Origin of the sequence: Mesobacillus selenatarsenatis SF-1 (assembly GCF_000813125.1) — a bacterium.
GTDB lineage: Bacteria > Bacillota > Bacilli > Bacillales > Cytobacillaceae > Mesobacillus > Mesobacillus selenatarsenatis.
Genome location: NZ_BASE01000071.1, coordinates 60,626 through 84,144, shown reverse-complemented (window position 1 = coordinate 84,144; position 23,519 = coordinate 60,626). Strand labels below are relative to the sequence as shown.

The following is a 23,519-nucleotide window of genomic DNA, read 5'->3' as shown; positions in this document are numbered from 1 at the left end:
AAAACTGGCAATCTTTCTTTTGGTTTTACCTCACAGCTGGCTGAAGCTTATGGATATACTGCAACGCTTTACCGGTCCCTATTGCGACGGATTCCAGCGGGTTTGGTGCGATGTGTACAGGAACAACCATCTCACTGCCGAGCCAATCCTGAATTCCGTTCAGCAACGCGCCGCCACCGGAAAGGATCACACCGCGGTCAACAATATCACCGCTTAGTTCGGCAGGACAATCTTCAAGAGTAGCGCGGATAGCCTCCATGATATGAAGCAGGGATTCTTTGAGAGTGTCTCTGATTTCATATGAATTGAGGGTAACGGTCTTTGGCAGGCCGGTTACAAGGTCGCGTCCGCGAATGTCCATTTCCATCATTTCATGGTCAACAAGCGCGTACCCAATCTCCATTTTGATTCTTTCAGCCGTTCTTTCACCAATCAGTACATTGTATTCTTTACGTACGTATTGGACGATGTCTTCGTCCAATCTGTCACCAGCGATGCGGATAGAATGACAAGCAACGACACCGCCGTATGAGATGATTGCGACTTCAGTTGTGCCGCCGCCAATATCAACGACAACGTTTGCTACAGGCTCATCAACAGGCAATCCTGCGCCAATTGCTGCAGCAACTGGTTCCTCGATAAGATGTACCTTCTTTGCGCCTGCATTCCTTACCGCATCCTGGATCGCACGGCGTTCAACACTTGTTGAACCAGAAGGTGTGCAGACGACGACGTCCGGCTTGCGGAGTGAGAAACCGCCCTTCTTGGATGCTTTTTTCATGATTTGTTTCAGCATTTCTGTTGTCACATCAAAATCAGCAATGACTCCATCTTTCAACGGGCGGATGGCCACGATTTTTCCAGGTGTCTTCCCGATCATTTCCTTCGCTTCCTTGCCGACAGCAAGGACATTTTTTGTCTCAGTATCAATCGCCACGACGGAAGGCTCGTTCAAAGCGACTCCTTTATTTTTACTATATACAAGAGTGTTAGCTGTTCCTAAATCAATTCCTATTTCTGTAGTTGATAACATTTTGTTTTCACCCAGTTCTATATAAATTATTAAACCACTCATAGACTTCTATTAAACTATCATGAATGTGGGGGTGAAAGTGCGTTTGTTACTGAATCGTTATCTAACTGTAAAAGTTAAGGAAAATTTTTTCAAAAGATGATATAAGAGAATAATACCTGCAAAATTCGGGTATAATGCATAGATGTTCAACTGCTTTCTATTTAATGGTAAAATAAATTAATGATGTCAGATGCAAAATTGCTGACACGCTCTATGAAAAGGCAGTGTGAAATTTTTTGGAACAAAAACAGAAATTGATTGTGTTAATTGGGCCGACTGCAGTTGGCAAAACGAAGCTGAGCATTGAACTTGCGAAAAAATTCAATGGTGAAATCATCAGTGGTGACTCGATGCAAATTTACAAAGGGATGGATATTGGAACCGCAAAAATCACCCAGGAAGAGATGGAGGGAGTCCCCCACCATTTAATTGATATCAAAGAGCCTGATGAAAGCTTTTCAACCGCAGAATTCCAGGGACTTGTACGCAAGAAAATAAATGAAATAAGCTCCCGTGGGAAGATGCCGATGATTGTTGGCGGTACAGGATTATACATCCAGTCGGTGATTTTTGATTATCATTTCACTGAAGCTCCTTCTGACCCAGTCTTCAGATGCAGCCTGGAGGAAGAAGCAGAGACAAAAGGCCAGGAATTTGTACATGGAAAATTAAAAGAGGTTGATCCCGAAAGTGCTTCAAGAATTCACCCTAACAATGTTCGGCGTGTCATCAGGGCGCTGGAAATCATTCACTGCACGGGCAAAACTGCGGGAGAACTGCAGGAGAACCAATCACCCGAACTTTTGTATGATACAGCACTAATCGGCCTGACAATGGATAGAGAGATGCTATACACCCGGATCAATTTCCGTGTCGAGCTAATGATGGAGCAGGGACTCCTTGATGAGGTTAAGTACTTTTACGAAAAGGGCTTAAAAGACTGCCAGTCCATCCAGGCAATTGGATACAAAGAGCTTTACGACTACTTTGATGGCAAGATTTCTCTGGAGCAAGCAATCGAGAATTTAAAGCAAAATTCCCGCCGATATGCAAAAAGGCAGCTAACATGGTTTCGAAACAAGATGAATGTGGAATGGTTTGATATGTCAGAGTCTAAAGACGCTGAAAAAAAATTCGCCGAAATTTCCAAGTTCATTGAAGGAAAGCTCGAGATAAAAGCGAATACATAATAATAGAGATAAAAGAGGAGGATCCGCCCATGAAACAAGTGAACATTCAGGACCAGTATTTAAACCAGCTACGCAAAGACAATATCAATGTGACCGTCTTCTTATTGAACGGATTTCAATTGAGAGGCCAGATTAAAGGTTTTGATAACTTTACCGTGCTTTTCGAATCTGAAGGAAAACAGCAGCTTGTCTACAAGCATGCGATCTCAACATTCGCACCGCAAAAGAATGTCCAGATCGATTTCGAGGGGCAAGCTTAATTAAATAATGACGAAGGAAACCCGCCTAGTGCGGGTTTTTTCTTTTTATAAATATTTTTCTAGGAGCATATTGTTGGAATGGGAATTTACCTTTATGAGTGTAAAACCAACCGCAGAAGGGTCTGTTTCGAAGTTAAATGCACCCTTAAGAAGTAATACCAACATGATAAGGGGACAATTTCAAACCATTGTTCTTTTACTTTTAAGCGATAATTGTTTATTTTAGGCTGTTTTCGCAGCGATTGTTGTTAAAATCCTAAGACCGATATTAACGTGATAAAAAACCATTTTGGTAGTTCGGTATTAAGTGTGCCGGCTCTTTTCTCATAACAAGCTTTAATTTTTCTGAAGAAACAAGGTCATTCAATCCTATTTTGTAGTCAATAGCAACAAAGTTTGAGAAAAGAGCCTTAATTTAAAAATGAATTTCCACTTCCTTGAATACATATAAATATAGAAGTTTATTTCTTGGGAAAGCGCATATTGTGACAAAAGTAAATAAATGCTGCTGTAGTTTGTCGTACTTTAGCGAGTCTTAATTTTGCGGGGAGGATTCCTGTTTAACTTTAAGTCCTTCGTGTTTAACATGCATGGTGTTATAGGCGAATATCACAAATACAGCAAGGATGCGTATACTGTTTCCAGAATGAGAGGTGAAATCCTTGGACCAACACCTACGAAAGAAAAACAACGGTCAAATCAGCATTGTTTTGAACGCACAGCAGAGGAAGACGTTGACAAAGGAATTGCCTGAGTCGCAGCTGGTTCCAAAGTCAATCCCGCAGGAGCACGCAGCTTTAAAAGAAATTGAGGAAGAGCTCGGCGCGCTTGTGGGCATGGAAGAAATGAAAAGGATGATCAAAGAGATTTATGCCTGGATCTATGTGAATAAGAAAAGGGAAGAAATGGGGCTAAAGGCTGGAAAACAGGCTTTGCATATGATGTTCAAGGGCAATCCGGGAACGGGGAAGACAACGGTCGCCAGGATTATCGGGAAGCTCTTCCTCAAAATGAATGTCCTTTCGAAGGGACATTTAATCGAAGCGGAGAGAGCTGACCTTGTTGGTGAATATATCGGGCATACCGCGCAAAAAACGCGAGATCTGATAAAAAAGGCAATGGGGGGCATCTTGTTTATTGATGAAGCCTATTCCCTAGGCCGTGGTGGAGAAAAGGATTTCGGCAAGGAAGCGATTGATACCCTGGTTAAACATATGGAGGATAAACAGCATGAGTTTATTTTGATCCTTGCGGGGTATTCGAGAGAAATGGAATTTTTCCTGACTCTGAACCCAGGGCTTCATTCAAGGTTTCCGCTCGTCATTGATTTTCCCGATTATTCAATAGACCAGCTTATGGAAATCGGCCAGCGAATGCTGAAGGAGAGAGAATATAGTCTGAGCCACGAGGCTGAACGGAAGTTGCGGGAGCACCTTGTGAATGTTAAATCAACACTTGGTGCCGCAGCATTTTCGAATGGGCGCTATGTCCGTAACGTGATTGAGAAATCCATCCGGGCACAGGCAATGCGGCTGTTAATGCAAAATCAATACGACCGACATGAACTTATGACTCTCCGCAGCAATGACCTCGTTTTTTCAGATGATAAGGGGAAATAATGTCAGCAGCTTTGTTGACATTATTTTTTGATTTTGATAGTATACCCATAAGGGTATACAAATTAGCTACTGGGGGAATTTAGAATGAACGATATTACAGTTTACACTACAAATACTTGTCCTTACTGCACCATGCTGAAGAACTTCCTCGACGATAAAGGGATCGCATATAAAGAAGTGAATGTACAGCAAGATCCAATCGCCGCACAAAGGCTGGTCAATGCAACTGGCCAAATGGGTGTGCCTCAGTCAAACGTAAACGGAAACTGGGTATTAGGCTTCGATCCTAATTCAGTTATGTCATTCTTAAAATAGTTCCAGAGGATTCCAGTAATGCTGGAATCCTTATTTATTTTCCGTGTAAAATATAAATCCCTTCATATTAACCATCCGTTTTTTGGACGAAGATCCATCGGGATTGGCTTACCAAAACTCATCCATTATTGATGTGCCTCTTAACCACGATTTAACATACTGAGGCTGGTAATCACAATAGTCTAGTGGTGGTGTGGAGTTTTTACCTTCTATGTTTTTTTAGGGGTTTAGGTTTGAGGAGTATCAATAAGTGGTAAAACATTGGGGTTTCCTTAAAGATTTTTTGGCAAAACTAATCATTATTATAAATAGGGAGCTTAACGATTTATATAGATAAAAAAGGAGCTAATTATTAATGGGGTATGAGTACAATTACGATATTGCAGGTTATGATTTCGGCTGGGATGTAAAATCCGGAAAGTTCACGTTCGAGGGACAGGATGCAGTGCTTTTTTGGATCTCTTCGGCAATGAAGACGTTTTTCGATACGATTGAAGAGATTTCAGGAGAAGAGGCTTCAAACCTTGTATTTGAATCGACTGGATTTCGCCAGGGACTCGTAGTCGGACAATATTTTGAGAAAATGAAAGAAGTCAACGTATCTGAAGCTGCTGACATGATTACAAATACATATGCAACCGCCGGCTGGGGGTTGACGATTATAAAGGATCTGGACTTTGAAACGAAAACATTTACCGCATTTATGAAAGACAGCTGGGAGCATAAAGTAAATGTTGCCCAGGGGAAGACAAAGGGAGGAAGTTTCCTGCCCGCGCATTACGCTGGAGTTTTTTCGGGACTGTTCGGGACAAATATTTGGTATAAAATTAAGCAGCATCAGTTGGAAGGGCATGAACACAGTGTGATTGAGTACTTCCCTTCTGATGTAACAATTTCCGATAATATCCACCAGCTGGCACGAAAGAAGGAGTCGGTACAAATCAGGAAACTCGAAGGCCTTGTTGAAGAAAAAACAGCTGAATTAAAGGAGCTGGTCAATAAGCTTTCCTCCCCAATCATCCCGGTACTTGAAGGAGTCGTCGTCGTTCCCCTGATTGGGAAATATGAGGAAGACAGGGCAGATCAGCTGATTGTAAACACGCTGAACCGACTGCCGTCCTATAAAGCCAGCTATCTCGTTTTGGATTTGACAGGCATGGACCAGGAAATCGGACCACATGCGGTCAGTTTGATCGAGAAAATCGGATCAGCAGCAAGGCTAATCGGCACGAAAACAATACTGGTTGGGATTTCATCCACTCTTGGGATTGAAATCACCCAATCTAAGATTAACCTGTCGAAATTCGATTGCTTCCAGACACTGCAGCATGGAATCCATTATGCAATCGGGCAGATGGGGAGAAAAATTATATAATCATAAAAAAACAGAGCTGATTCATGATGAATCAGCTCTGTTTTTTTTACCAGATAAGTAGTATAAATTTTTGCTTCGAGAATTGTCTAGCTCCAGCGCTTGTCGGGACTGACCAAGGCGCTTGAGCCTTTCTAATGTACTCCAAGTTTACGGACTGGCAGATGCCATTTGTAGGTATAAGAGAGTACGCGGAGTGCTGTGATAACCGCAAATAGTCCATAGAGTTCGACAGCTTGATTAGCCATTCCAAGGCCGATGACAAGTCCGGCAAGAATAGCCCACACTGCATAGATTTCTGCCTTCAATACTAGTGGCTTTCTGCCAGCGAGCAGGTCGCGGATTATTCCGCCGCCGCTTCCGGTTAACACAGCTGCAACAATGACGGCGCTTAATGGATGGCCCATATTTGAGGCGTAAATTGCTCCCTGGATCGCGAAGGCAGCAAGCCCGATGGCATCGAAAAAGTTGCCCCATCGCTGCCAGTGTTTTAATAGATTTCCAGGAAATAAGAAAACGATGGTGATTGACATCAAGGCCAGATTAAAGAATGTGCCCTGTTCCCATAATGCTGAGACTGGTACGCCGATTAGCAGGTTACGGATTGCCCCACCGCCAAATGCTGTAACGATTCCTAATATATAAACTCCGAAGATATCATATTCCTCTTCCATTGCAATAAACGCACCGCTGATCGCGAATGCTACTGTTCCAATCATGCTGAGTACTTCCCATGTCATCATGTTTTTCTCCTCTTGTTAAAATGATGCCTGAATACTAAAATAGTTAAATGAAAACATATTGATTTTATCATGTTTATTTTAATTTACAACCATTTTTCCATCGACTTTCAGAATTTTTGTTTGCGGCTTTATTTTGGTATGATGTCTTTAGCTATATATATGGAAAGAAGGGTGTTATTTGGAACAGGAAAACGTATTTGAAAAAGTGATTCTTGTTGGCTGTCAGACGACTGAAGAAGATCTTCGTTTTCAATATTCGATGGAGGAGCTTGAATCACTTACGGAAACAGCGAAGGGAAATGTCCTGATGCAAGTTGTCCAAAAGCGGCCAAAGGTTCATCCTGCTACATACATTGGCAAAGGAAAGGTGGAAGAGCTTCAAGCACTAGAGGAGGAACTCGAGCCGGACTTAATTATCTTCAATGATGAACTGTCGCCAAGCCAAAACCGCAATCTTTCTGCTGGTTTAAAGGCGAGGGTTATTGATCGTACACAGCTGATTCTCGATATTTTCGCTCAAAGGGCTCGGTCCAAAGAAGGGAAGCTCCAGGTTGAGCTTGCTCAGCTGCAGTACCTGCTGCCTCGACTTGGCGGAAAAGGGATTGAGATGTCTCGTCTTGGTGCCGGAATCGGAACAAGAGGGCCTGGTGAAACAAAGCTGGAGTCAGACCGCCGTCATATCCGGAAACGAATTGACGATATTAAAACTCAATTGTCAGTAATCGTTCAGCACCGTGACCGCTACCGGGAACGCCGGAAGAAGAATAAGACGTTCCAGATTGCGCTAGTCGGATACACAAACGCAGGAAAGTCGACGCTGTTTAACCGGTTGACGGAAGCAGAGTCATTTGAAGAAAATCAATTATTCGCTACGCTTGATCCAATGACTAGGAAAGCGATTTTACCTAGCGGCTTTACGGCTCTCCTGACAGATACGGTCGGATTCATCCAGGACTTGCCGACAACATTGATCGCTGCTTTCCGTTCGACACTGGAGGAAGTCCGGGAGGCGGATTTGCTTCTGCATGTAGTGGACATGTCGAGTGAAGATTATTTTTCACATGAACAGACTGTCAATAAATTGCTGGAGGACCTGGAAGTTCACCACATCCCGCAAATTACTGTTTATAACAAACGGGATATCGCACACCAGGATTTTGTGCCAAATGCCAAAAATGAAACGGCCTTTATAAGCGCGTTCAGTGAGGAAGACCGCAGAAACCTCCTTTTAAAAATCGAACAGTCAATCATTGGTATGATGGAGCCATTTCATGTCCTTGTGCCGTCCGATGAGGGGAAACTGCTGGCACAACTGAAAAATGAGACCATCCTTAGGGAACTTGCTTTTGATGAAGAAAAGCAAGGCTATGTCTGTAGAGGGTTCTCTTTGGTAGACCATCAAATTACCGGCCAGCTGAAACGATTTTCGATTTAAATTGATTTTTCATAACGCTCTTTTCTCAAACTTTGTTGCTATTGACTACAAAATAGGATTGAATGAATTATGCTTCTTCACAAAAAAATCTATTATGAGAAAAGAGCTTGCACACTTAATACCGAACTACAAAATGGCTTTTTATCAAGTTAAAATCGGCCTTAGGATTTTAAAAACAATCTTTACGAAAACAGCCTTTTATACAGATAGGAGAGCAACATGTTTACACAATTAAAAAACGGGCAGATGCTGCAGCCGCTTGTCAGCGAAATTGAGCAGCAAATTGCACCTGTGCACAAGAAAATCGATGAACGGATTGATTCAAACCAGTTCAGAGTATTGCAGAGTTTCCAGAAACATCGGGTGAGTGATTCTCATTTTATCCCGACCACCGGTTATGGTTATGACGATGCTGGAAGGGAAACACTTGAGAAAATCTACGCGGAGGTGTTTGGAGCTGAAGCCGGGCTGGTTCGCCCGCAAATCATCTCGGGAACTCATGCGATTTCCATCTCACTATTTGGGATTCTTCGACCTGGCGATGAGCTTTTATACATTACTGGAAAACCATATGACACGCTAGAAGAGATTGTCGGGATACGAGGTACCGGAAACGGCTCATTAAAGGAATTTGGAATCTCTTATAATACTGTCGATCTTACGGAAAAAGGAGAAATCGATTGGAGTGCCGTCGAAAAAGCAATCAAGCCTGAAACAAAAATGATCGGAATCCAGCGCTCAAAAGGTTATGCGACAAGGCCATCTTTCACTGTTGAGCAAATTGGCGAAATGATCAAATTTGTTAAGGAGATCAAACCAGACGTCGTTGTGTTTGTTGATAACTGTTATGGTGAGTTTGTCGAGGAACTTGAACCTTGCCATGTCGGCGCTGATTTGATGGCTGGCTCATTGATTAAAAATCCTGGCGGCGGTATTGCCAAAACAGGCGGGTACATCGTAGGTAAGGAACAATATGTAGAGTCATGTTCCTACCGGATGACATCCCCAGGAATCGGGGCAGAGGCCGGCGCTTCATTATATTCATTGCAGGAAATGTACCAGGGATTCTTCATGGCACCGCATATTGTTGCACAGGCCTTGAAGGGTGCTGTTTTCACAGCCGCAATGCTGGACCGTTTAGGGATGAAGTCATCGCCTAAATGGAATGCGGAACGGACTGATCTAATCCAGGCCGTCCAATTCGACGACCGGGATAAGATGGTGGCTTTTTGCCAGGCGATTCAGTATGCATCCCCAATCAATTCCCATGTAACGGCACATCCTGCTTATATGCCCGGATATGAGGATGATGTGATTATGGCTGCTGGTACATTCATCCAGGGAGCGAGCATTGAATTAACTGCTGATGGACCGATCAGACCGCCTTATGTCGCGTATGTTCAGGGTGGCTTAACCTATTCCCACGTGAAGATGGCCGTTTGTATTGCAATCGATTCTTTAATCGAAAAAGGTTTAATTCTTATAAAATAGGTAAATATACAACAGGACGCTTGCTAAATAAGTCCTGTTCTTTTTTTTATGATTTTTCATGTCAGATTATCTTACATATGTTTGACAGAATACCTAACATTGAATATAATGAGATTATCTTAATAGGGAAGGAGGAGAAATCAAAATGGGCGGAAGTGAAATTCGCCGGAATATGCCGCTCTTTAGCATCGGGATTGTCATGCAGCTAACAGATTTAACCGCAAGGCAAATTCGATACTATGAAGAGCATGAATTGATTTCTCCGGCAAGAACAGAGGGCAATAAACGACTCTTTTCCTTAAACGATATTGACAAGCTCCTCGAGATCAAAGACTTGATTGACCAGGGAGTCAACATGGCAGGCATCAAGCAAATTTTTAATGTTAAACAACAGACAGCCATTAGTGCTGCTGAGAAAAAACAAGCTGAAAAAACGAGACGTGAGTTATCTGATGCAGATTTGCGGAAATTGCTTCGCAAGGAATTACAGCAGGCAGGACGCTTTAACCGATCTGGCAATCACGGAGACATGTCGAAATTTTTTCATTAGTAATCCAAATTATCTATCATTAAAATTCTAGGAGGAACTTTAACAATGGCTAAGACGTTCACAAGAGAAGACATTATAAGATTATCAAAAGAAGAAAATGTAAAATTCATTCGTTTGCAGTTCACTGACATTTTAGGAACGATTAAGAATGTGGAAATTCCAATCAGCCAGCTTGAAAAAGCTCTTGATAATAAAATGATGTTCGACGGTTCTTCAATCGAAGGCTTCGTTCGTATCGAAGAATCTGATATGTACCTGATCCCTGATTTGGATACATGGGTAATCTTCCCTTGGACAGCTGAAAAAGGTAAGGTTGCACGTTTGATCTGTGATATTAAAAATGCTGATGGCACACCATTTGCTGGTGACCCACGCGGTAACCTGAAGCGTGTCCTGAAGGAAATGGAAGAGCTAGGCTTCACTAACTTCAACCTTGGACCAGAACCGGAATTCTTCCTGTTCAAGCTCGATGTGAACGGTGAGCCAACACTTGAATTGAATGACAACGGTGGTTATTTCGACCTTGCGCCAACAGACCTTGGTGAAAACTGCCGCCGCGATATCGTGCTTGAACTTGAAGAAATGGGCTTCGAAATTGAAGCATCCCACCACGAGGTTGCTCCTGGACAGCACGAAATCGACTTCAAATATGCAGATGCTTTGACAGCTTGTGACCAGATCCAGACTTTCAAGCTTGTTGTTAAAACAATTGCCCGTAAACACGGTCTGCACGCAACCTTCATGCCAAAACCATTGTTCGGAGTGAACGGATCCGGAATGCACTGCAACATGTCATTGTTCCGCAATGGCGAGAACTCATTCTATGATCCATCAGATAAGAAACTTGAGCTAAGCGAAACTGCATACCAGTTCATCGCTGGAACGCTTAAGCACGCATCAGGATTTACAGCTGTAACCAACCCAACTGTAAACTCTTATAAGCGTCTAGTACCTGGCTATGAAGCGCCTTGCTACGTTGCATGGTCTGCAAAGAACCGTTCACCATTGATCCGTATCCCTGCTTCACGCGGCTTGAGCACACGTGTTGAAGTTCGTAGCGTTGACCCTGCAGCAAACCCATACCTTGCAATGGCAGTATTGCTTGCAGCAGGTCTTGACGGAATCAAGAACAAAATGACTCCTCCAGCATCAGTAGACCGCAACATCTACGTGATGAACAAGGAAGAGCGTGTTGAAGAAGGAATCGATGATCTGCCACCAACATTGGCAGCAGCTCTTGACCAGCTTAAAAAGAACGAAGTAATCAGCGCAGCACTTGGCGACCATATCCTCGAACACTTCATCGAAGCAAAAGAGATTGAATGGGATATGTTCCGTACTCAAGTCCACCCATGGGAACGCGAGCAGTACATGAGCATGTATTAATAGAACAAATTGGCCTCTTGACACTGTCAGGAGGTCATTTTTTTAGATAAAAAAGAAAGTCTACAGAGATATTGGCACAAACAAGCTGTTATCAATGGTCAGCTCGAAGCTTATAAATAGAATCACTTGGATTTTATCAACAATCACGCCGCTTTTTTTTTAAAAACACTATGGATACCTTCGCAATAACTCCGATTTCTCCGGTAAAGAATCCCCAAACAACAGCACTCACTATGATTTCTCCGTTAAACAATCCAGAAACAACGGAAATCACTCCGGTTTTTCCGGTAATCACTCCGAATTTGCCAATAATCACTACGAAAACAACCGCAATCACTCCGAATTTACCAATAATCACTACGAAAACGACAACAATCACTACTTTTACCAACTGCAACCAAAGAAATCACCACTAAATATTAAAATTTTCAGAAAAATAATTGACTTTTTCCTATATACACGTTATCTTTGTTTTAAAATATATAACACATTTATTGTGTTACGGTAATATAACGTTATATAAATAAAATTTTATGTAATACAGGGGGCGAAATCTTGATTTTACATGAAATCGAAACAAGTAGTCGTGAGTCCATAGAAAAAATTCAACTTCAAAGACTCAAGACAGTAGTTGAGAAGGTCGCTCAAAGGGTGCCATTTTACAAGAAGAAATTTGAGAGCGCCAATTTTTCTCCTGAAATGCTAACTAGTCTTGAAGATTTGGAAGCGCTTCCTTGTACAGAGAAACAGGACCTGCGGAATCACTATCCATTCGGGTTGTTCGCTGTACCGCAAAGTGAATTAGTCAGGGTACACGCCTCATCGGGAACGAGCGGCAAGCCGACGGTCGTTGGCTATACACAAAAGGATATTGAAATGTGGGGAGAGATTGTCGCCAGGGCGATTGCTCTTGGCGGTGGAGAACCAGGCAATTTCCTCCACAATGCCTATGGCTACGGACTTTTCACAGGTGGGTTGGGCTTGCATTACGGAAGCGAACAGCTAGGGATGGTCACAGTACCGGTTTCTGGAGGGAACACCCAGAGACAAATCATGTTAATTGAAGATTTTAAACCGCAAGTCATTTGCGGGACTCCTTCTTACATTTTGAATATCGCTGAAACAATGGAGGAAATGGGCAAGGATCCTCGCAATACTTCATTGAAGTACGGTATTTTCGGGGCTGAGCCTTGGTCCGAAGAAATGAGAAAGACGCTCGAAGAAAAGCTCGGAATCAAGGCATGCGATATTTATGGGCTGAGCGAAGTGATCGGGCCTGGGGTCGCAAGTGAGTGCCATGAGGCACAGGCAGGGCTCCATGTGGCCGAGGATCATTTTTACGTTGAAGTCATTGACCCTGATACTTTGAAACCTGTCCCTGATGGGGAAGAAGGAGAACTGGTTTTTACCAGTCTAACTAAGGAAGCCTTTCCGGTCATTCGTTACCGGACTGGGGATATCGCTTCCTTGACAAAGGAAAAATGCAGCTGCGGTCGGACGACAGTTAGAATGTCACGAGTCAAAGGGCGAATTGATGACATGTTGATTATCAATGGAGTCAATGTGTTTCCGTCACAGATTGAACATTGTCTGCTGGCAGTACCTGAGCTTGCCCCGCATTACCAGATTCAAATTTTACAGAAACGCACGTTGAAGGTCCTTGAGCTGCATGTTGAGATGAACGAAGAATACTTCACGATGATCGGGGCTGATCCGATTTCGGATTCGGTCTATCAATTGGAACAAAGGATTCAGTCATTACTTAAGAGCCAGTGCCTGATTTCAATGGAGGTGCGTGTGCATCGCCAAAAACAATCCCTCGTTCTGAAGGCAAGGCAGTAAGGATTGTTGATAAAACAAAAGAACCGATTGGAACTTAAATCTAAGGAGGTAGGCAGCATGGAAAACACAATTTTCTTCGACCAGCTGACCGAAGAAGCTAAATACGAGCACTTCATGAAGCGAATCGAAGCTGGCGATAAAATCGAGGCAGAAGACTGGATGCCGGGTGACTATCGAATGACACTGATCAAGCTTATTTCAATGCACGGCATCAGTGAGATCATGGGCGCGCTCCCTGAAAAGGAATGGGTGCCAAAAGCTCCTTCTTTAAAAAGAAAGCTGGGAATCATGGCGAAGGTGCAGGATGAGATGGGACACGGACAACTGCTTTTAAGGGTGGCCGAGGATTTGATGAAGCCGCTCGGAAAATCACGCGAGAACATCATTCAGGATTTACTATCCGGCGACTTGAAATTCCACAATGTTTTCCATATGGAAGCAAAAACATGGGGAGATGCTGGATTGATCGGCTGGCTTGTTGATGGTGCAGCAATCATATCCCAGACGAATATGCTGGATGCTTCTTATGGTCCATACGCAAGAGCGTTGAAGCGTATCTGTGCCGAGGAGGTTTTCCACGCCCAGCATGGCGAGGCGATCATCATGGCGCTTGCAGAAGGAACAGACGAGCAGAAAGCGATGATCCAGGATTCGTTAGACCGCTGGTGGGAAGCGCTTCTTATGTTTTTCGGTCCTGCAGATGCGTCTACGACTGGAACTTCGAAACAAGACACAACCATCAAATACAGAATCAGGACGAAAACGAACGAGGAGCTCCGCCAGGATTTTTTCACAAAATACATTCCGAGGGTCCTGTCGCTAGGTCTGAAGCTGCCGGATGAAACAATGCATTTCGACCAGGAGTCAGGCATGTGGCAATACAAGCAGCCAGATTGGAGCAAGTTCAAGCAAATCATCAAGAACAATGGCCCGAAATCAAAGGATCGTTTAAGGCTGAGGGAGATTTCCTACAGTAACAACAAGTGGGTCATCGATGCATTGAGTGTTAAAGCATAAGCAACAGGGGACAGCTGTCCCGGAATACCACAGGAAAGGAGCGAAAATTCATGTCTGGGAATGGATTTTATCAGGAATTTGAAGTGTTCAGCAAGCGGACTGCCACATCACCTATGCAGTACCAGTTCTCATTGCTGGCACCGAACCACGAGATGGCCCTTGTACTGGCACAGGAAAATTTCATGCGGCGGGAACCGGTTGCTGATATTTGGGTCGTCAAGCGGGACGATGTCAGAAAGATGTCGCTTGAAGAGCGCCAAACATTGCAAAGGCTCGATAACAAAGATTACCGCAATACAAAAGGCTATGGCTATTTGAAAAAGAAATGGCGCCACTATGAGCAGGAAATGCTTGATGAAAAAGAGATTTTGTCATGGGGAGGGAAGCAGGAGAAATGAAATATGAACTTGAAGATGCGTTGAAAAATGAAGCCCTTCGCGACGCTGCAGTTGGACTCCTGTTCCAGCTTGCGGATGATGATTTCATGATCGCCTACCGTGGTTCCGAGTGGCTAGGACTCGCTCCTCATATTGAAGAGGATGTCGCTTTTTCCTCAATCAGCCAGGATACAATGGGTCACGCGGCGATGTTCTATCAGCTTCTAAGCGACCTGGGAGCCGGTGATCCAGACCAACTCGCACATGCAAGGCCAGCTGCAGAACGGAAGAATGCGATTTTACTAGAACAAGTAAACGGTCCGGGTACGTATTTGACAGAACCGCATTATGACTGGGCATTCGCGGTTGTGAGAAACTATTTTTACGCCCAGGCCAAAAAAAGTGAAAATGGAGTCCCTGAAGAATTCATCATACCAGCCATTGGCGGAAGCAGCGGTAAAGATCAATATGGAACTTTACTACCATCTGTTGCACTGGAAGACGTGGTTCTCTCAGCTTGTGAGTGCAGGTGGAGAAGCGAGAACCAGGATGGAAGCGGCGATGGAGAAGGCTTTTGATGAACTTGAAGGCTTGTTCTCCATGGGGGCACAGGGCGATGAGTTCACGAGGCACAATTTGATAGATTCAGAGGATGATTTGAAAACGAGATGGATGCAAATGATGATACCTGTTTTTGAATCCCTGGACCTTAAGATGCCGAAGAATTTCGGGACAAAGAGCGGAAATGGAAGAAACGGCGAGCATACTTCTGATCTGCAGACTGCTCTCGATACATTAGGCGAAGTCTACAACTTTGATCCGGCAGCGAGCTGGTGATGCCTGATGCTGAGAGAGAAAATCATCGAAGCGTTGCAAAGCGTCAAAGACCCTGAGATCGACAGTGTATCGATTATTGAATTAGGGATGCTCGAAGAACTCGAAATCATTCATGATGGAGTCTTGATAAAGTTGTTGCCGACCTTCATGGGCTGCCCAGCGCTAGATATCATCAAAAATAATGTCGTCAAAGCAGTTTCATCCATTGATGAAGTTGAGAAAGTGGACGTGAAATTCATTTTCCACCCGCCCTGGACTTCAGATCGGGTAAGTGATTTGGGCAGGGAAAAGCTGAAGGAATTCGGCATCGCTCCGCCGCCAAGACATATTACAGAAACGGGTGAGTGGCAGGCTGATTGCCCTTACTGCGGATCTACCTATACGACGATGGAAAACCTCTTTGGTCCAACTGCTTGCCGCAGCATTTTATACTGCAAGTCGTGCAAAAATCCATTCGAGGCAATGAAACCAGTATCAACTTTGATGTGAGAACAAAATCGAAAAAGATTCCCTGTTGTCATATCAATTGATTAATAGCTTCAAGAAGAAAAGCATATATTCTATTTGGTCTATAAAACTTTAGAAGAAAAGGGAGAGATTTTTAATGGTAAAACTAATCGCGATCTACAAGCATCCACAGGACAAAGAGGCATTTGACAAGCATTATTTTGAAACGCACGCTCCGTTGACAGCAAAAATTCCTGGTCTTCGCAAAATGGAAGTGACACGCATCGTCGGCAGCCCAATGGGTGGAGAAGGCAAATATTATTTAATGTGCGAAATGTACTATGACGACCATGAAGCATTAAAAGCCGGCATGAAATCTGCTGAAGGCAAAGCTTCTGGAAAGGATGTTATGAGCTTTGCGGGTGATCTGGTCACGATGATGATCGGTGAAGAAGTGAATGAATAAAAATTATGAAATGATAGAAACGTCTGTAAAAGGCCAAGTCGGATTAATCGAGCTGAATCGCCCGAAGGTCCTGAATGCCCTGAACAGGCAAATGGTTTCTGAGGTGCTTTCGGCTATGGAAGCATACGATGAAAATGCTGATATTAAGGTGATTATCCTCGCAGGTAAGGGCCGGGCATTTGCTGCAGGCGCCGATATCGATGAAATGATGGATGCTGACGCGGTCTCAATGGAAACGTTGAACCAGTTCACTGACTGGGACCGACTTGCCTGGATTAAAAAACCGGTCATCGGGGCTGTACACGGGTTCGCTCTTGGCGGTGCCTTTGAATTGGCACTTTGCTGCGATATGCTGTTCGCTGCCGAAAATGCGGAGTTCGGGTTCCCGGAAGTCAATCTAGGTGTCATGCCGGGAGCAGGAGGTACGCAAAGGCTGACAAAGCTCGTCGGCAAAACAAAGGCGATGGAGTGGATTCTTAGCGGCAAACGGATTTCTGCAAAAGATGCCTTGCACCATGGAATCATCAATTCGACTTTTGCTGAAGAAGTTCTGATGGAGGAGACGCTGAAATTTGCGGACACAATCGCGAATCAGGCTCCAATCGCAGTAAGGCTGATCAAGGAATCCATTTTGAAAGCGGTTGATTATCCTTTATATGAAGGAATGCAATACGAGCGCAAAAACTTCTACATGCTTTTTGCGACAGAAGATCAGAAGGAAGGCATGAGGGCTTTCAAGGAAAAACGGAAGCCGGATTTTAAAGGGAAATAAGGGGGTACATAGCTGTGTTTGAAACCGTTTTATATGAAGTGCGGAATCAGGTAGCCTACATTACCCTGAACCGTCCTGATAAATTGAATGCCTTCACAGAGCAGTTGAATAAGGATATCCAGAGTGCAATCAAGTCTGCTTCCCGTGACAAAGAGGTAAGAGCCCTGGTCATCACTGGTGCAGGCCGGGCATTTTGTTCAGGAGAGGATTTGGCAGGGGTTACGGATGAAATGGATCATGGCGAGGTACTTCGTAAACGCTATAATCCGATGCTGCTGGAACTTGAACGTTGTGAAAAGCCAGTGATTGCTGCAGTAAATGGAGTCGCGGCAGGAGCTGGAATGAGCCTTGCGCTTGCCTGTGATTTCAGGATCGCATCGGAAAAAGCAAGTTTTGTAGAAGCGTTTATCCATGTCGGCCTTGTGCCGGATGCCGGCAATCTGTATTATCTTCCTCGACTTATTGGCCACGCGAAAGCGATGGAGCTTGCTGTGTTCGGAGAAAAAATACCGGCAGATAAGGCAAAGGATTTTGGTCTGGTCACGGAAGTCTACTCTTTGGACAACTGGAACGACAATGTCGCTGCATTTGCAGAAAAACTTGCCAATATGCCAACGAAGGCAATCGGCCTGATTAAAAGGAACCTGAAAGCCAGCTGGCATTCAAATCTCGAAGACTATCTCGAGAGGGATGCCCAGAGCCAGCGAATTGCCGGGCAGACTGCCGACCATAAGGAAGGCGTCCAAGCGTTCATGGAAAAAAGAAAACCGGTTTTCAAGGGTGACTAAATTCGATCAATCAATCTACTAAAAGGAGATGTTACGCGTGACAACAGTTAAAGAACAAAAATTCGAAGCAATGGCAGTAAAACGCGAGACATATCAGCTAATCATCAATGGAGTTCGCCAGGACAGTGTCAATGGTGAAACGTACAAAGTCTACAATCCAGCGACAGGCGAGGAAGTTGCAACTGTGGCGAAGGCCTCAAAAGAAGACGCAGAGCTTGCGGTACAGGCGGCAAGAAATGCGTTCGATTTTGGTAAGTGGCGTCATTTCCCTGTGAACAAGCGCTCACGCACACTGAATAAGATCGCTTCAATCATGCGCTCACGTTTCAATGAACTGGTAGAGTTGGAGATTCTTGATACAGGAAAATCCCTTGCTGCTGCACAGGGACAGGTGATGCAGGCGATCGAGGATTTCGAATTTTACGCAGGTGCGATTGTCAGCCACCGCGGAGCTGTGAACAGCATGCCTGGTGCATTCCAGAATATCACTGAAAAAGAGCCGGTCGGCGTTTGTGCCCAGATCATTCCTTGGAACTATCCGATGATGATGGCGGCATGGAAAATCGCCCCTGCGATTGCAGTAGGTTGCTCGGTTGTCGTCAAACCAGCATCACTGACACCATTATCGGCAATCCTGCTCGGTGAAATCTGTATCGAAGCCGGTGTACCAGAAGGTGTTGTGAACGTTATTCCGGGTTCTGGTTCAGTAGTAGGGAACTATCTAGTCGAGCACGATAAAGTCGACAAAGTTGCGTTCACAGGCTCAACTCCGATCGGCAAGGATATCATGGCAAGAGCTTCCCAGACTCTAAAGCGTGTGACACTTGAGCTTGGCGGAAAGTCACCGAGCATCGTTTTCGAAGATGCAGATGTTGATGCTGCAGTAGCGGGCTCTCTATTCGGGATCTTCTACAATACAGGTCAATCTTGCGAAGCACGTTCTCGTTTGTATGTCCATGAGGATGTATATGATGAGTTCATGGAGAAATTCGTGGCAAAAACAAAGCAGCTTAAGCTTGGAAATCCTTTTGAAAAGGATACTCATGTCGGCGCTGTCATTAGCCAGGACCAAATGGATGTCATCGATGGATATGTGAAATCAGCGGTTGCTGATGGAGCACAAGTTTTAACAGGCGGAAAGGCCGCCAATCTGGAAGGCTATGAAAATGGCTACTGGTATGAGCCGACCATCATCGCTGATACAGACCACAGCATGAAGGCTGTTAAAGAAGAAATCTTCGGACCGGTTGTTGTCGTCATGAAGTTCAAGGATGAAAAAGAAGCTGTCAAACTAGCAAATGATAGTGAATATGGACTGGGATCTGCCATCTGGACGAAGGACTACGGTCGTGCTACCAGAGTTTCTAAGTTGATCCAAGCAGGAATCGTCATGATCAACTGTCCATTCTCGGCTTTCCCTGGCACACCATTCGGGGGTTATAAGCAATCAGGATTCGGCCGTGAGCTCAGCATCGAAACACTAGATTTATATACAGAAACTAAGAGTATCGTCTCTTATTACGGCAGCCGCCCGCTTAACCCGTTTAACGTATAAAAAAGAGGCGAGCACTCCTCGATTCGGGTGCTCGCCTTTCAATGTTTACTACAGGAGGTTTATATAATGAAGAAACTCGTCGTAATTGGTTCAGGCGTCATGGGCAGAGGGATTGCCTACGTCAGTTGCCTGGGCGGTTTTGATACTGTATTGATCGATGTTGATGAAAAACAACTTCTTAACGCCGAACGGGAAATCAACAACATTTTTGAAAAAGGAATTGCCAGGGGCAAAATCATTCAAGAAGACGCAGAGTTGGCGAAAGCAAGACTCAATTACTCAAATTTCCTCGCTGATAACGTGAAGGATGCTGACCTTGTTATCGAAGCAGTCCCTGAAAAAATAGATATCAAGAAAACGATTTTTGAAGTGATTGACCAGCATGCACCTGAACATTGCCTGTTTGCGTCCAATACTTCGACAATGAGTCCTACTGAAATCGCCTCTTTTACAAAGCGTCCTGAGAAGGTTATCGCCATGCACTTCTTCAATCCTGTACATAAAATGCCGCTTGTTGAAATCATTCGCGGTCTGGAAACTAGCGATGAAACAGCTGGAGCGATCCAGAAGGCTGCAATACAGATGGGCAAGGAAACCGTCATCGTCAACGAATTCCCTGGTTTTGTCACAAGTCGAATCAGCGCGCTAGTCGGCAATGAAGCCTTTTACATGCTTCAGGAAGGATTGGGCAGCCCCGAGGATATCGATAAGGCTATTAAGCTAGGGTTAAATTATCCGATGGGCCCATTCGAGTTGGGCGACCTTGTTGGGCTGGATACACGATTGAATAACTTGAAGTACCTGCATGAGAAGCTTGGGGAAAAATACCGCCCTGCACCATTGCTTGAACAATATGTAAAAGCAGGCCGCCTCGGCAGGAAGACCGGGCGCGGTGTGTACGATTATAGAGAGTCAGTTACCACTAAATAAAGGAGGATGGCAATGAAAGAAGTTGTAATTGTCGATGCAGTCAGGACACCGATAGGAAGATACAATGGCAGTCTTCGCCATATCCGCCCGGATGATTTAGGCGCGGTTGTCATCAAGGCGTTGGTCGAGCGCAATCCAGACGTACCTGCAGCTGAAATTGAAGAGGTAGTTTTGGGTAATGCGAACCAGGCAGGCGAAGATAATCGAAACGTCGCAAGAATGTCAGGCCTTTTGGCAGGACTGCCAGTCGAGGTTGCCGGTACAACAATCAATCGTTTGTGCGGCTCCGGACTTGATGCAGTCAACTATGCAGCAAGAGCGATTTTAGCAGGTGAAGGTGACATCTTCATCGCAGGAGGAACGGAAAGTATGACAAGGGCGCCATTCGTGATGGCAAAGCCTAACGCTGAATTCCCGCGCGGCAATATGGAAATGTTTGATACAACCATTGGCTGGCGTTTTGTGAACAGCAAGCTGAAGGAAATGTACGGTACGGACAGTATGCCTGAGACGGCAGAAAATGTAGCAAAAAAGTATCGCATTTCCAGGGAAGCCCAGGATGAATTCGCTGCAGAAAGCCAGCTTCGCGCTCAAAAAGCGATGGAGACCGGGCGCTTTGAAAATGAAATCGTTCCTGTTGTTTATGAAGATAAAAAGGGTAATAAGACAGTGATTGATACTGACGAGCATCCACGCCCAGGAACTACAGTCGAAAAGCTGGCAAAACTGAAACCCTTATTTAAGGATGGCACTGTTACTGCTGGGAATGCATCAGGTGTGAATGATGGTGCATCGGCATTGTTATTGATGAGCCGTGAAAAAGCGGAGGAGCTTGGCTTAAAGCCGCTGGCAAAATATATTGTGTCTTCTACAGCGGGACTGGAACCATCGATTATGGGCATGGGGCCTGTATATGCAGTTCAAAAGGCTCTAAAGCGTGCCAATCTGGCCGTTGGAGATATCGATTTGATTGAATTGAACGAGGCTTTCGCAGCCCAGTCAATAGGATGCATCCAGGAGCTGGGGCTGGATCAGTCAAAGGTGAATGTCAATGGGGGAGCAATCGCATTCGGTCACCCGCTGGGAGCAAGTGGAGCGAGGATTTTGACAACCCTTTTATATGAAATGAAAAAGCGGGATTCCAAGTATGGACTTGCGACCATGTGTGTAGGTGTCGGCCAGGGAATCGCCACGATCATCGAAAATATAGGAGAGAGATAAATGAAAAACATCAAATTGCAGAAAGAGCAGCATATCGCATATGTAACGATTGACCGTCCGGAATCGTTAAATTGCTTCAATTATGAAACACTCCAGGAGCTAGGGGATTTAGTAGACATGCTGCATACAGATTCAGACGTGAGAGTCGTCATTTTTACAGGAGCAGGGGAGAAATCCTTCAGCGCTGGTGCGGACTTGAAAGAAAGGAAGCATCTTACTGAGGAAGAAGTGCGCCGCAATGTAAAAAAGATTCGCGATGTTTTCAGTGCGATTGCCGAACTGCCTCAGCCGACGATTGCTGCTGTGAACGGTTTTGCTTTTGGCGGCGGGTTTGAATTGATGTTGGCCTGTGATTTTAAAATTGCTGCTGAAAGCGCCTTGATGGGCATGACAGAGGTGAGCTGGGGCATCATTCCAGGTGCAGGCGGCACGCAGCGTCTATCAAGGCTGGTGGGTGAAATGAAGGCGAAGGAATTGATTTTTACAGCAAGGAAGATTTCTGCCGAGAAGGCTTTTGAGCTAGGAATTCTAACAGCTGTTAAACCTAAAGAAGATGTAATGACTGCCTGCAAGGAGCTTGCCGAGGAAATCCTCCAGAATGCGCCGATTGCCGTAAGACAGGCGAAGTATGCGATCCAGCATGGCAGCAGCACAGACCTTCGGACAGGGCTGGCAATTGAATCCAAAGCTTATGAGGTTACCATTCCTACAAAAGATCGCGTGGAAGCGTTGAAGGCATTCAGTGAAAAACGCAAGCCTGTATTTACCGCGCAATAATAATCCATAGGGAGAAATCCCTATGGTTTTTCACTTTTTAAGCAAATTGTTTTTGCAAAATAATGATAATATTGTAAAATATTCTATAACGGTTTTATTACGTACAACAAAAACGGATGAGGATGACATAAGCTTGAATACAAGATCAATGATTTTTACCTTATACGGTGACTATATCTCCCATTATGGAAGCAAGATTTGGATTGGCAGCCTGATTCGGCTGCTGAATGAGTTTGGCCACAATGACCAGTCGGTTAGAGCGGCGATTTCGCGCATGAACAAACAGGGCTGGGTGCAGGCTGAGAAAATCGGGAATAAGAGCTATTATTCACTGACGCCGCGTGGCCAAAAGAGGATTGATGAGGCAGGCAAGCGTATTTTTAAGTTAAAGCCTGAAGATTGGGACGGAAAGTGGAGAATCCTGATGTATACGATTCCCGAGGAAATCCGCAATGTTCGTGACGAACTGCGCAAGGAATTGATCTGGAGTGGCTTCGGATCGATGTCGAACAGCTTCTGGATTTCAGCCAATAATCTCGAGAGACAGGTAAGGGACTTGATCGAGAAATATGAAATCGAAGAATACGTCGATTTTTTTGTAGCAGAGTACAAAGGCCCGCATGAAAATCAGCGCCTCGTTGAAAAAAGCTGGGACCTTGGCGAGATCAACGCAAAGTATCAGGATTTTATCAGTGAATACAGTCAGAAATACATCATTGATAAAAACAAGATACAAAAGGGCAGCATGTCAGATGCCGAATGCTTCGTTGAGCGCACAAAGCTGGTACATGAATACAGGAAGTTCCTCTTCTTTGACCCAGGCCTCCCAGAAGAGCTTTTGCCTGAAAAATGGCTGGGAAGCCACGCCGCCGCATTATTCAGCGAATACTACAAAGAACTCGCAGAACCAGCATCCCGCTTCTTTGAGTCCGTCTTCAAAGAAGGAAATGAAATCAAGCATAAAGACGTGGACTATAACGTAATGGACCACCCGTATATTTTAGAATAGTATCAAGCCATCCTTGCACAGCCTTGGGTGGCTTTCTTCTATCAT

The 23,519-nt window shown here is 44.6% G+C and carries 23 protein-coding genes and 2 pseudogenes; 22 read left to right on the top strand and 3 right to left on the bottom strand.

The window, feature by feature from the left end; genetic code table 11:
* Positions 1–25: 25 nt before the first annotated feature.
* The gene (gene mreBH, locus TY49_RS14605) at positions 26–1,033 is read right to left on the bottom strand and encodes a rod-share determining protein MreBH (RefSeq protein WP_041966640.1); all 1,008 of its coding nucleotides are present in this window, start codon (positions 1,031–1,033) and stop codon (positions 26–28) included.
* A gap of 278 nt (positions 1,034–1,311) precedes the next feature.
* Here mreBH and miaA point away from each other — a divergent pair, with 278 nt between their 5' ends.
* The 5 genes from miaA (at position 1,312) to TY49_RS14580 (ending at position 5,834) form a co-directional block, all read left to right on the top strand.
* Positions 1,312–2,265, top strand: coding sequence for a tRNA (adenosine(37)-N6)-dimethylallyltransferase MiaA (miaA, locus tag TY49_RS14600; RefSeq protein WP_041966639.1), 954 nt, complete (start codon positions 1,312–1,314; stop codon positions 2,263–2,265).
* Between the two features lie 29 nt (positions 2,266–2,294).
* Positions 2,295–2,525, top strand: a complete 231-nt coding sequence (hfq, locus tag TY49_RS14595) for an RNA chaperone Hfq (RefSeq protein ID WP_041966638.1) — start codon at positions 2,295–2,297, stop codon at positions 2,523–2,525.
* Between the two features lie 662 nt (positions 2,526–3,187).
* The gene (gene spoVK, locus TY49_RS14590; RefSeq protein ID WP_041966637.1) at positions 3,188–4,144 is read left to right on the top strand and encodes a stage V sporulation protein K; all 957 of its coding nucleotides are present in this window, start codon (positions 3,188–3,190) and stop codon (positions 4,142–4,144) included.
* A gap of 84 nt (positions 4,145–4,228) precedes the next feature.
* On the top strand, positions 4,229–4,459 hold the full coding sequence (locus TY49_RS14585; protein WP_041966636.1) for a glutaredoxin family protein: 231 nt from the start codon (positions 4,229–4,231) through the stop codon (positions 4,457–4,459).
* A 355-nt stretch (positions 4,460–4,814) separates the two neighbouring features.
* Positions 4,815–5,834 (top strand): STAS domain-containing protein, encoded by a 1,020-nt coding sequence (locus TY49_RS14580; RefSeq protein WP_041966635.1) that lies wholly within the window; start codon positions 4,815–4,817, stop codon positions 5,832–5,834.
* A gap of 131 nt (positions 5,835–5,965) precedes the next feature.
* On the opposite strand, the gene TY49_RS14575 is transcribed toward TY49_RS14580, so the two are convergent.
* Positions 5,966–6,571: a trimeric intracellular cation channel family protein gene (locus TY49_RS14575; RefSeq protein WP_041966634.1), complete on the bottom strand. Its 606-nt coding sequence runs from the start codon at positions 6,569–6,571 to the stop codon at positions 5,966–5,968.
* Positions 6,572–6,752: 181 nt separating this feature from the next.
* Between TY49_RS14575 and hflX the strand changes: the two genes are divergently transcribed.
* The 4 genes from hflX to glnA all read left to right on the top strand — a co-directional run bounded on the left by hflX (position 6,753) and on the right by glnA (position 11,436).
* Positions 6,753–8,009, top strand: a complete 1,257-nt coding sequence (hflX, locus tag TY49_RS14570) for a GTPase HflX (protein WP_041966633.1) — start codon at positions 6,753–6,755, stop codon at positions 8,007–8,009.
* 219 nt (positions 8,010–8,228) lie between these two features.
* Positions 8,229–9,500 carry a methionine gamma-lyase family protein gene (locus tag TY49_RS14565; protein ID WP_041966632.1) on the top strand — a complete coding sequence of 424 codons (1,272 nt, stop codon included), beginning with the start codon at positions 8,229–8,231 and terminating at the stop codon, positions 9,498–9,500.
* Between the two features lie 145 nt (positions 9,501–9,645).
* Positions 9,646–10,050, top strand: a complete 405-nt coding sequence (locus tag TY49_RS14560; protein ID WP_041966631.1) for a MerR family transcriptional regulator — start codon at positions 9,646–9,648, stop codon at positions 10,048–10,050.
* A gap of 45 nt (positions 10,051–10,095) precedes the next feature.
* Complete coding sequence (glnA, locus tag TY49_RS14555) at positions 10,096–11,436, top strand: type I glutamate--ammonia ligase (protein ID WP_041966630.1); 1,341 nt, start codon at positions 10,096–10,098, stop codon at positions 11,434–11,436.
* Between the two features lie 136 nt (positions 11,437–11,572).
* Here glnA and TY49_RS14550 read toward each other — a convergent pair whose 3' ends face one another.
* Positions 11,573–11,833, bottom strand: a complete 261-nt coding sequence (locus tag TY49_RS14550) for a hypothetical protein (RefSeq protein ID WP_041966629.1) — start codon at positions 11,831–11,833, stop codon at positions 11,573–11,575.
* Between the two features lie 158 nt (positions 11,834–11,991).
* Here TY49_RS14550 and TY49_RS14545 point away from each other — a divergent pair.
* From TY49_RS14545 to paaX, 13 genes and pseudogenes are all read left to right on the top strand, one after another.
* Positions 11,992–13,316, top strand: a pseudogene (locus TY49_RS14545) (phenylacetate--CoA ligase family protein).
* 19 nt (positions 13,317–13,335) lie between these two features.
* Positions 13,336–14,295 carry a 1,2-phenylacetyl-CoA epoxidase subunit PaaA gene (gene paaA / locus TY49_RS14540; protein WP_041966628.1) on the top strand — a complete coding sequence of 320 codons (960 nt, stop codon included), beginning with the start codon at positions 13,336–13,338 and terminating at the stop codon, positions 14,293–14,295.
* 50 nt (positions 14,296–14,345) lie between these two features.
* Complete coding sequence (gene paaB, locus TY49_RS14535) at positions 14,346–14,693, top strand: 1,2-phenylacetyl-CoA epoxidase subunit PaaB (RefSeq protein ID WP_041966627.1); 348 nt, start codon at positions 14,346–14,348, stop codon at positions 14,691–14,693.
* A pseudogene (gene paaC / locus TY49_RS14530) lies at positions 14,690–15,509 on the top strand (1,2-phenylacetyl-CoA epoxidase subunit PaaC). Before paaB ends, paaC begins: the two are co-directional and overlap by 4 nt.
* A 6-nt stretch (positions 15,510–15,515) precedes the next feature.
* Positions 15,516–15,998 carry a 1,2-phenylacetyl-CoA epoxidase subunit PaaD gene (paaD, locus tag TY49_RS14525; protein WP_041966626.1) on the top strand — a complete coding sequence of 161 codons (483 nt, stop codon included), beginning with the start codon at positions 15,516–15,518 and terminating at the stop codon, positions 15,996–15,998.
* A 115-nt stretch (positions 15,999–16,113) separates the two neighbouring features.
* A complete protein-coding gene (locus tag TY49_RS14520; protein WP_041966625.1) occupies positions 16,114–16,422 on the top strand; it encodes an EthD family reductase in 309 nt (102 codons plus the stop codon).
* Positions 16,415–17,194 (top strand): enoyl-CoA hydratase-related protein, encoded by a 780-nt coding sequence (locus tag TY49_RS14515; RefSeq protein WP_041966624.1) that lies wholly within the window; start codon positions 16,415–16,417, stop codon positions 17,192–17,194. The genes TY49_RS14520 and TY49_RS14515 overlap by 8 nt, the downstream gene beginning before the upstream one ends.
* 14 nt (positions 17,195–17,208) lie before the next feature.
* Positions 17,209–17,982, top strand: coding sequence for an enoyl-CoA hydratase-related protein (locus TY49_RS14510; RefSeq protein WP_041966623.1), 774 nt, complete (start codon positions 17,209–17,211; stop codon positions 17,980–17,982).
* 37 nt (positions 17,983–18,019) lie between these two features.
* Positions 18,020–19,537 (top strand): aldehyde dehydrogenase family protein, encoded by a 1,518-nt coding sequence (locus TY49_RS14505; RefSeq protein WP_041966622.1) that lies wholly within the window; start codon positions 18,020–18,022, stop codon positions 19,535–19,537.
* A gap of 66 nt (positions 19,538–19,603) precedes the next feature.
* On the top strand, positions 19,604–20,467 hold the full coding sequence (locus tag TY49_RS14500; protein ID WP_041966621.1) for a 3-hydroxyacyl-CoA dehydrogenase: 864 nt from the start codon (positions 19,604–19,606) through the stop codon (positions 20,465–20,467).
* Positions 20,468–20,479: 12 nt separating this feature from the next.
* The gene (gene pcaF / locus TY49_RS14495; protein WP_041966620.1) at positions 20,480–21,688 is read left to right on the top strand and encodes a 3-oxoadipyl-CoA thiolase; all 1,209 of its coding nucleotides are present in this window, start codon (positions 20,480–20,482) and stop codon (positions 21,686–21,688) included.
* The gene (locus tag TY49_RS14490; protein WP_041966619.1) at positions 21,689–22,465 is read left to right on the top strand and encodes an enoyl-CoA hydratase-related protein; all 777 of its coding nucleotides are present in this window, start codon (positions 21,689–21,691) and stop codon (positions 22,463–22,465) included.
* Positions 22,466–22,598: 133 nt separating this feature from the next.
* The gene (gene paaX / locus TY49_RS14485; RefSeq protein ID WP_041966690.1) at positions 22,599–23,474 is read left to right on the top strand and encodes a phenylacetic acid degradation operon negative regulatory protein PaaX; all 876 of its coding nucleotides are present in this window, start codon (positions 22,599–22,601) and stop codon (positions 23,472–23,474) included.
* Positions 23,475–23,519 lie beyond the last annotated feature (45 nt).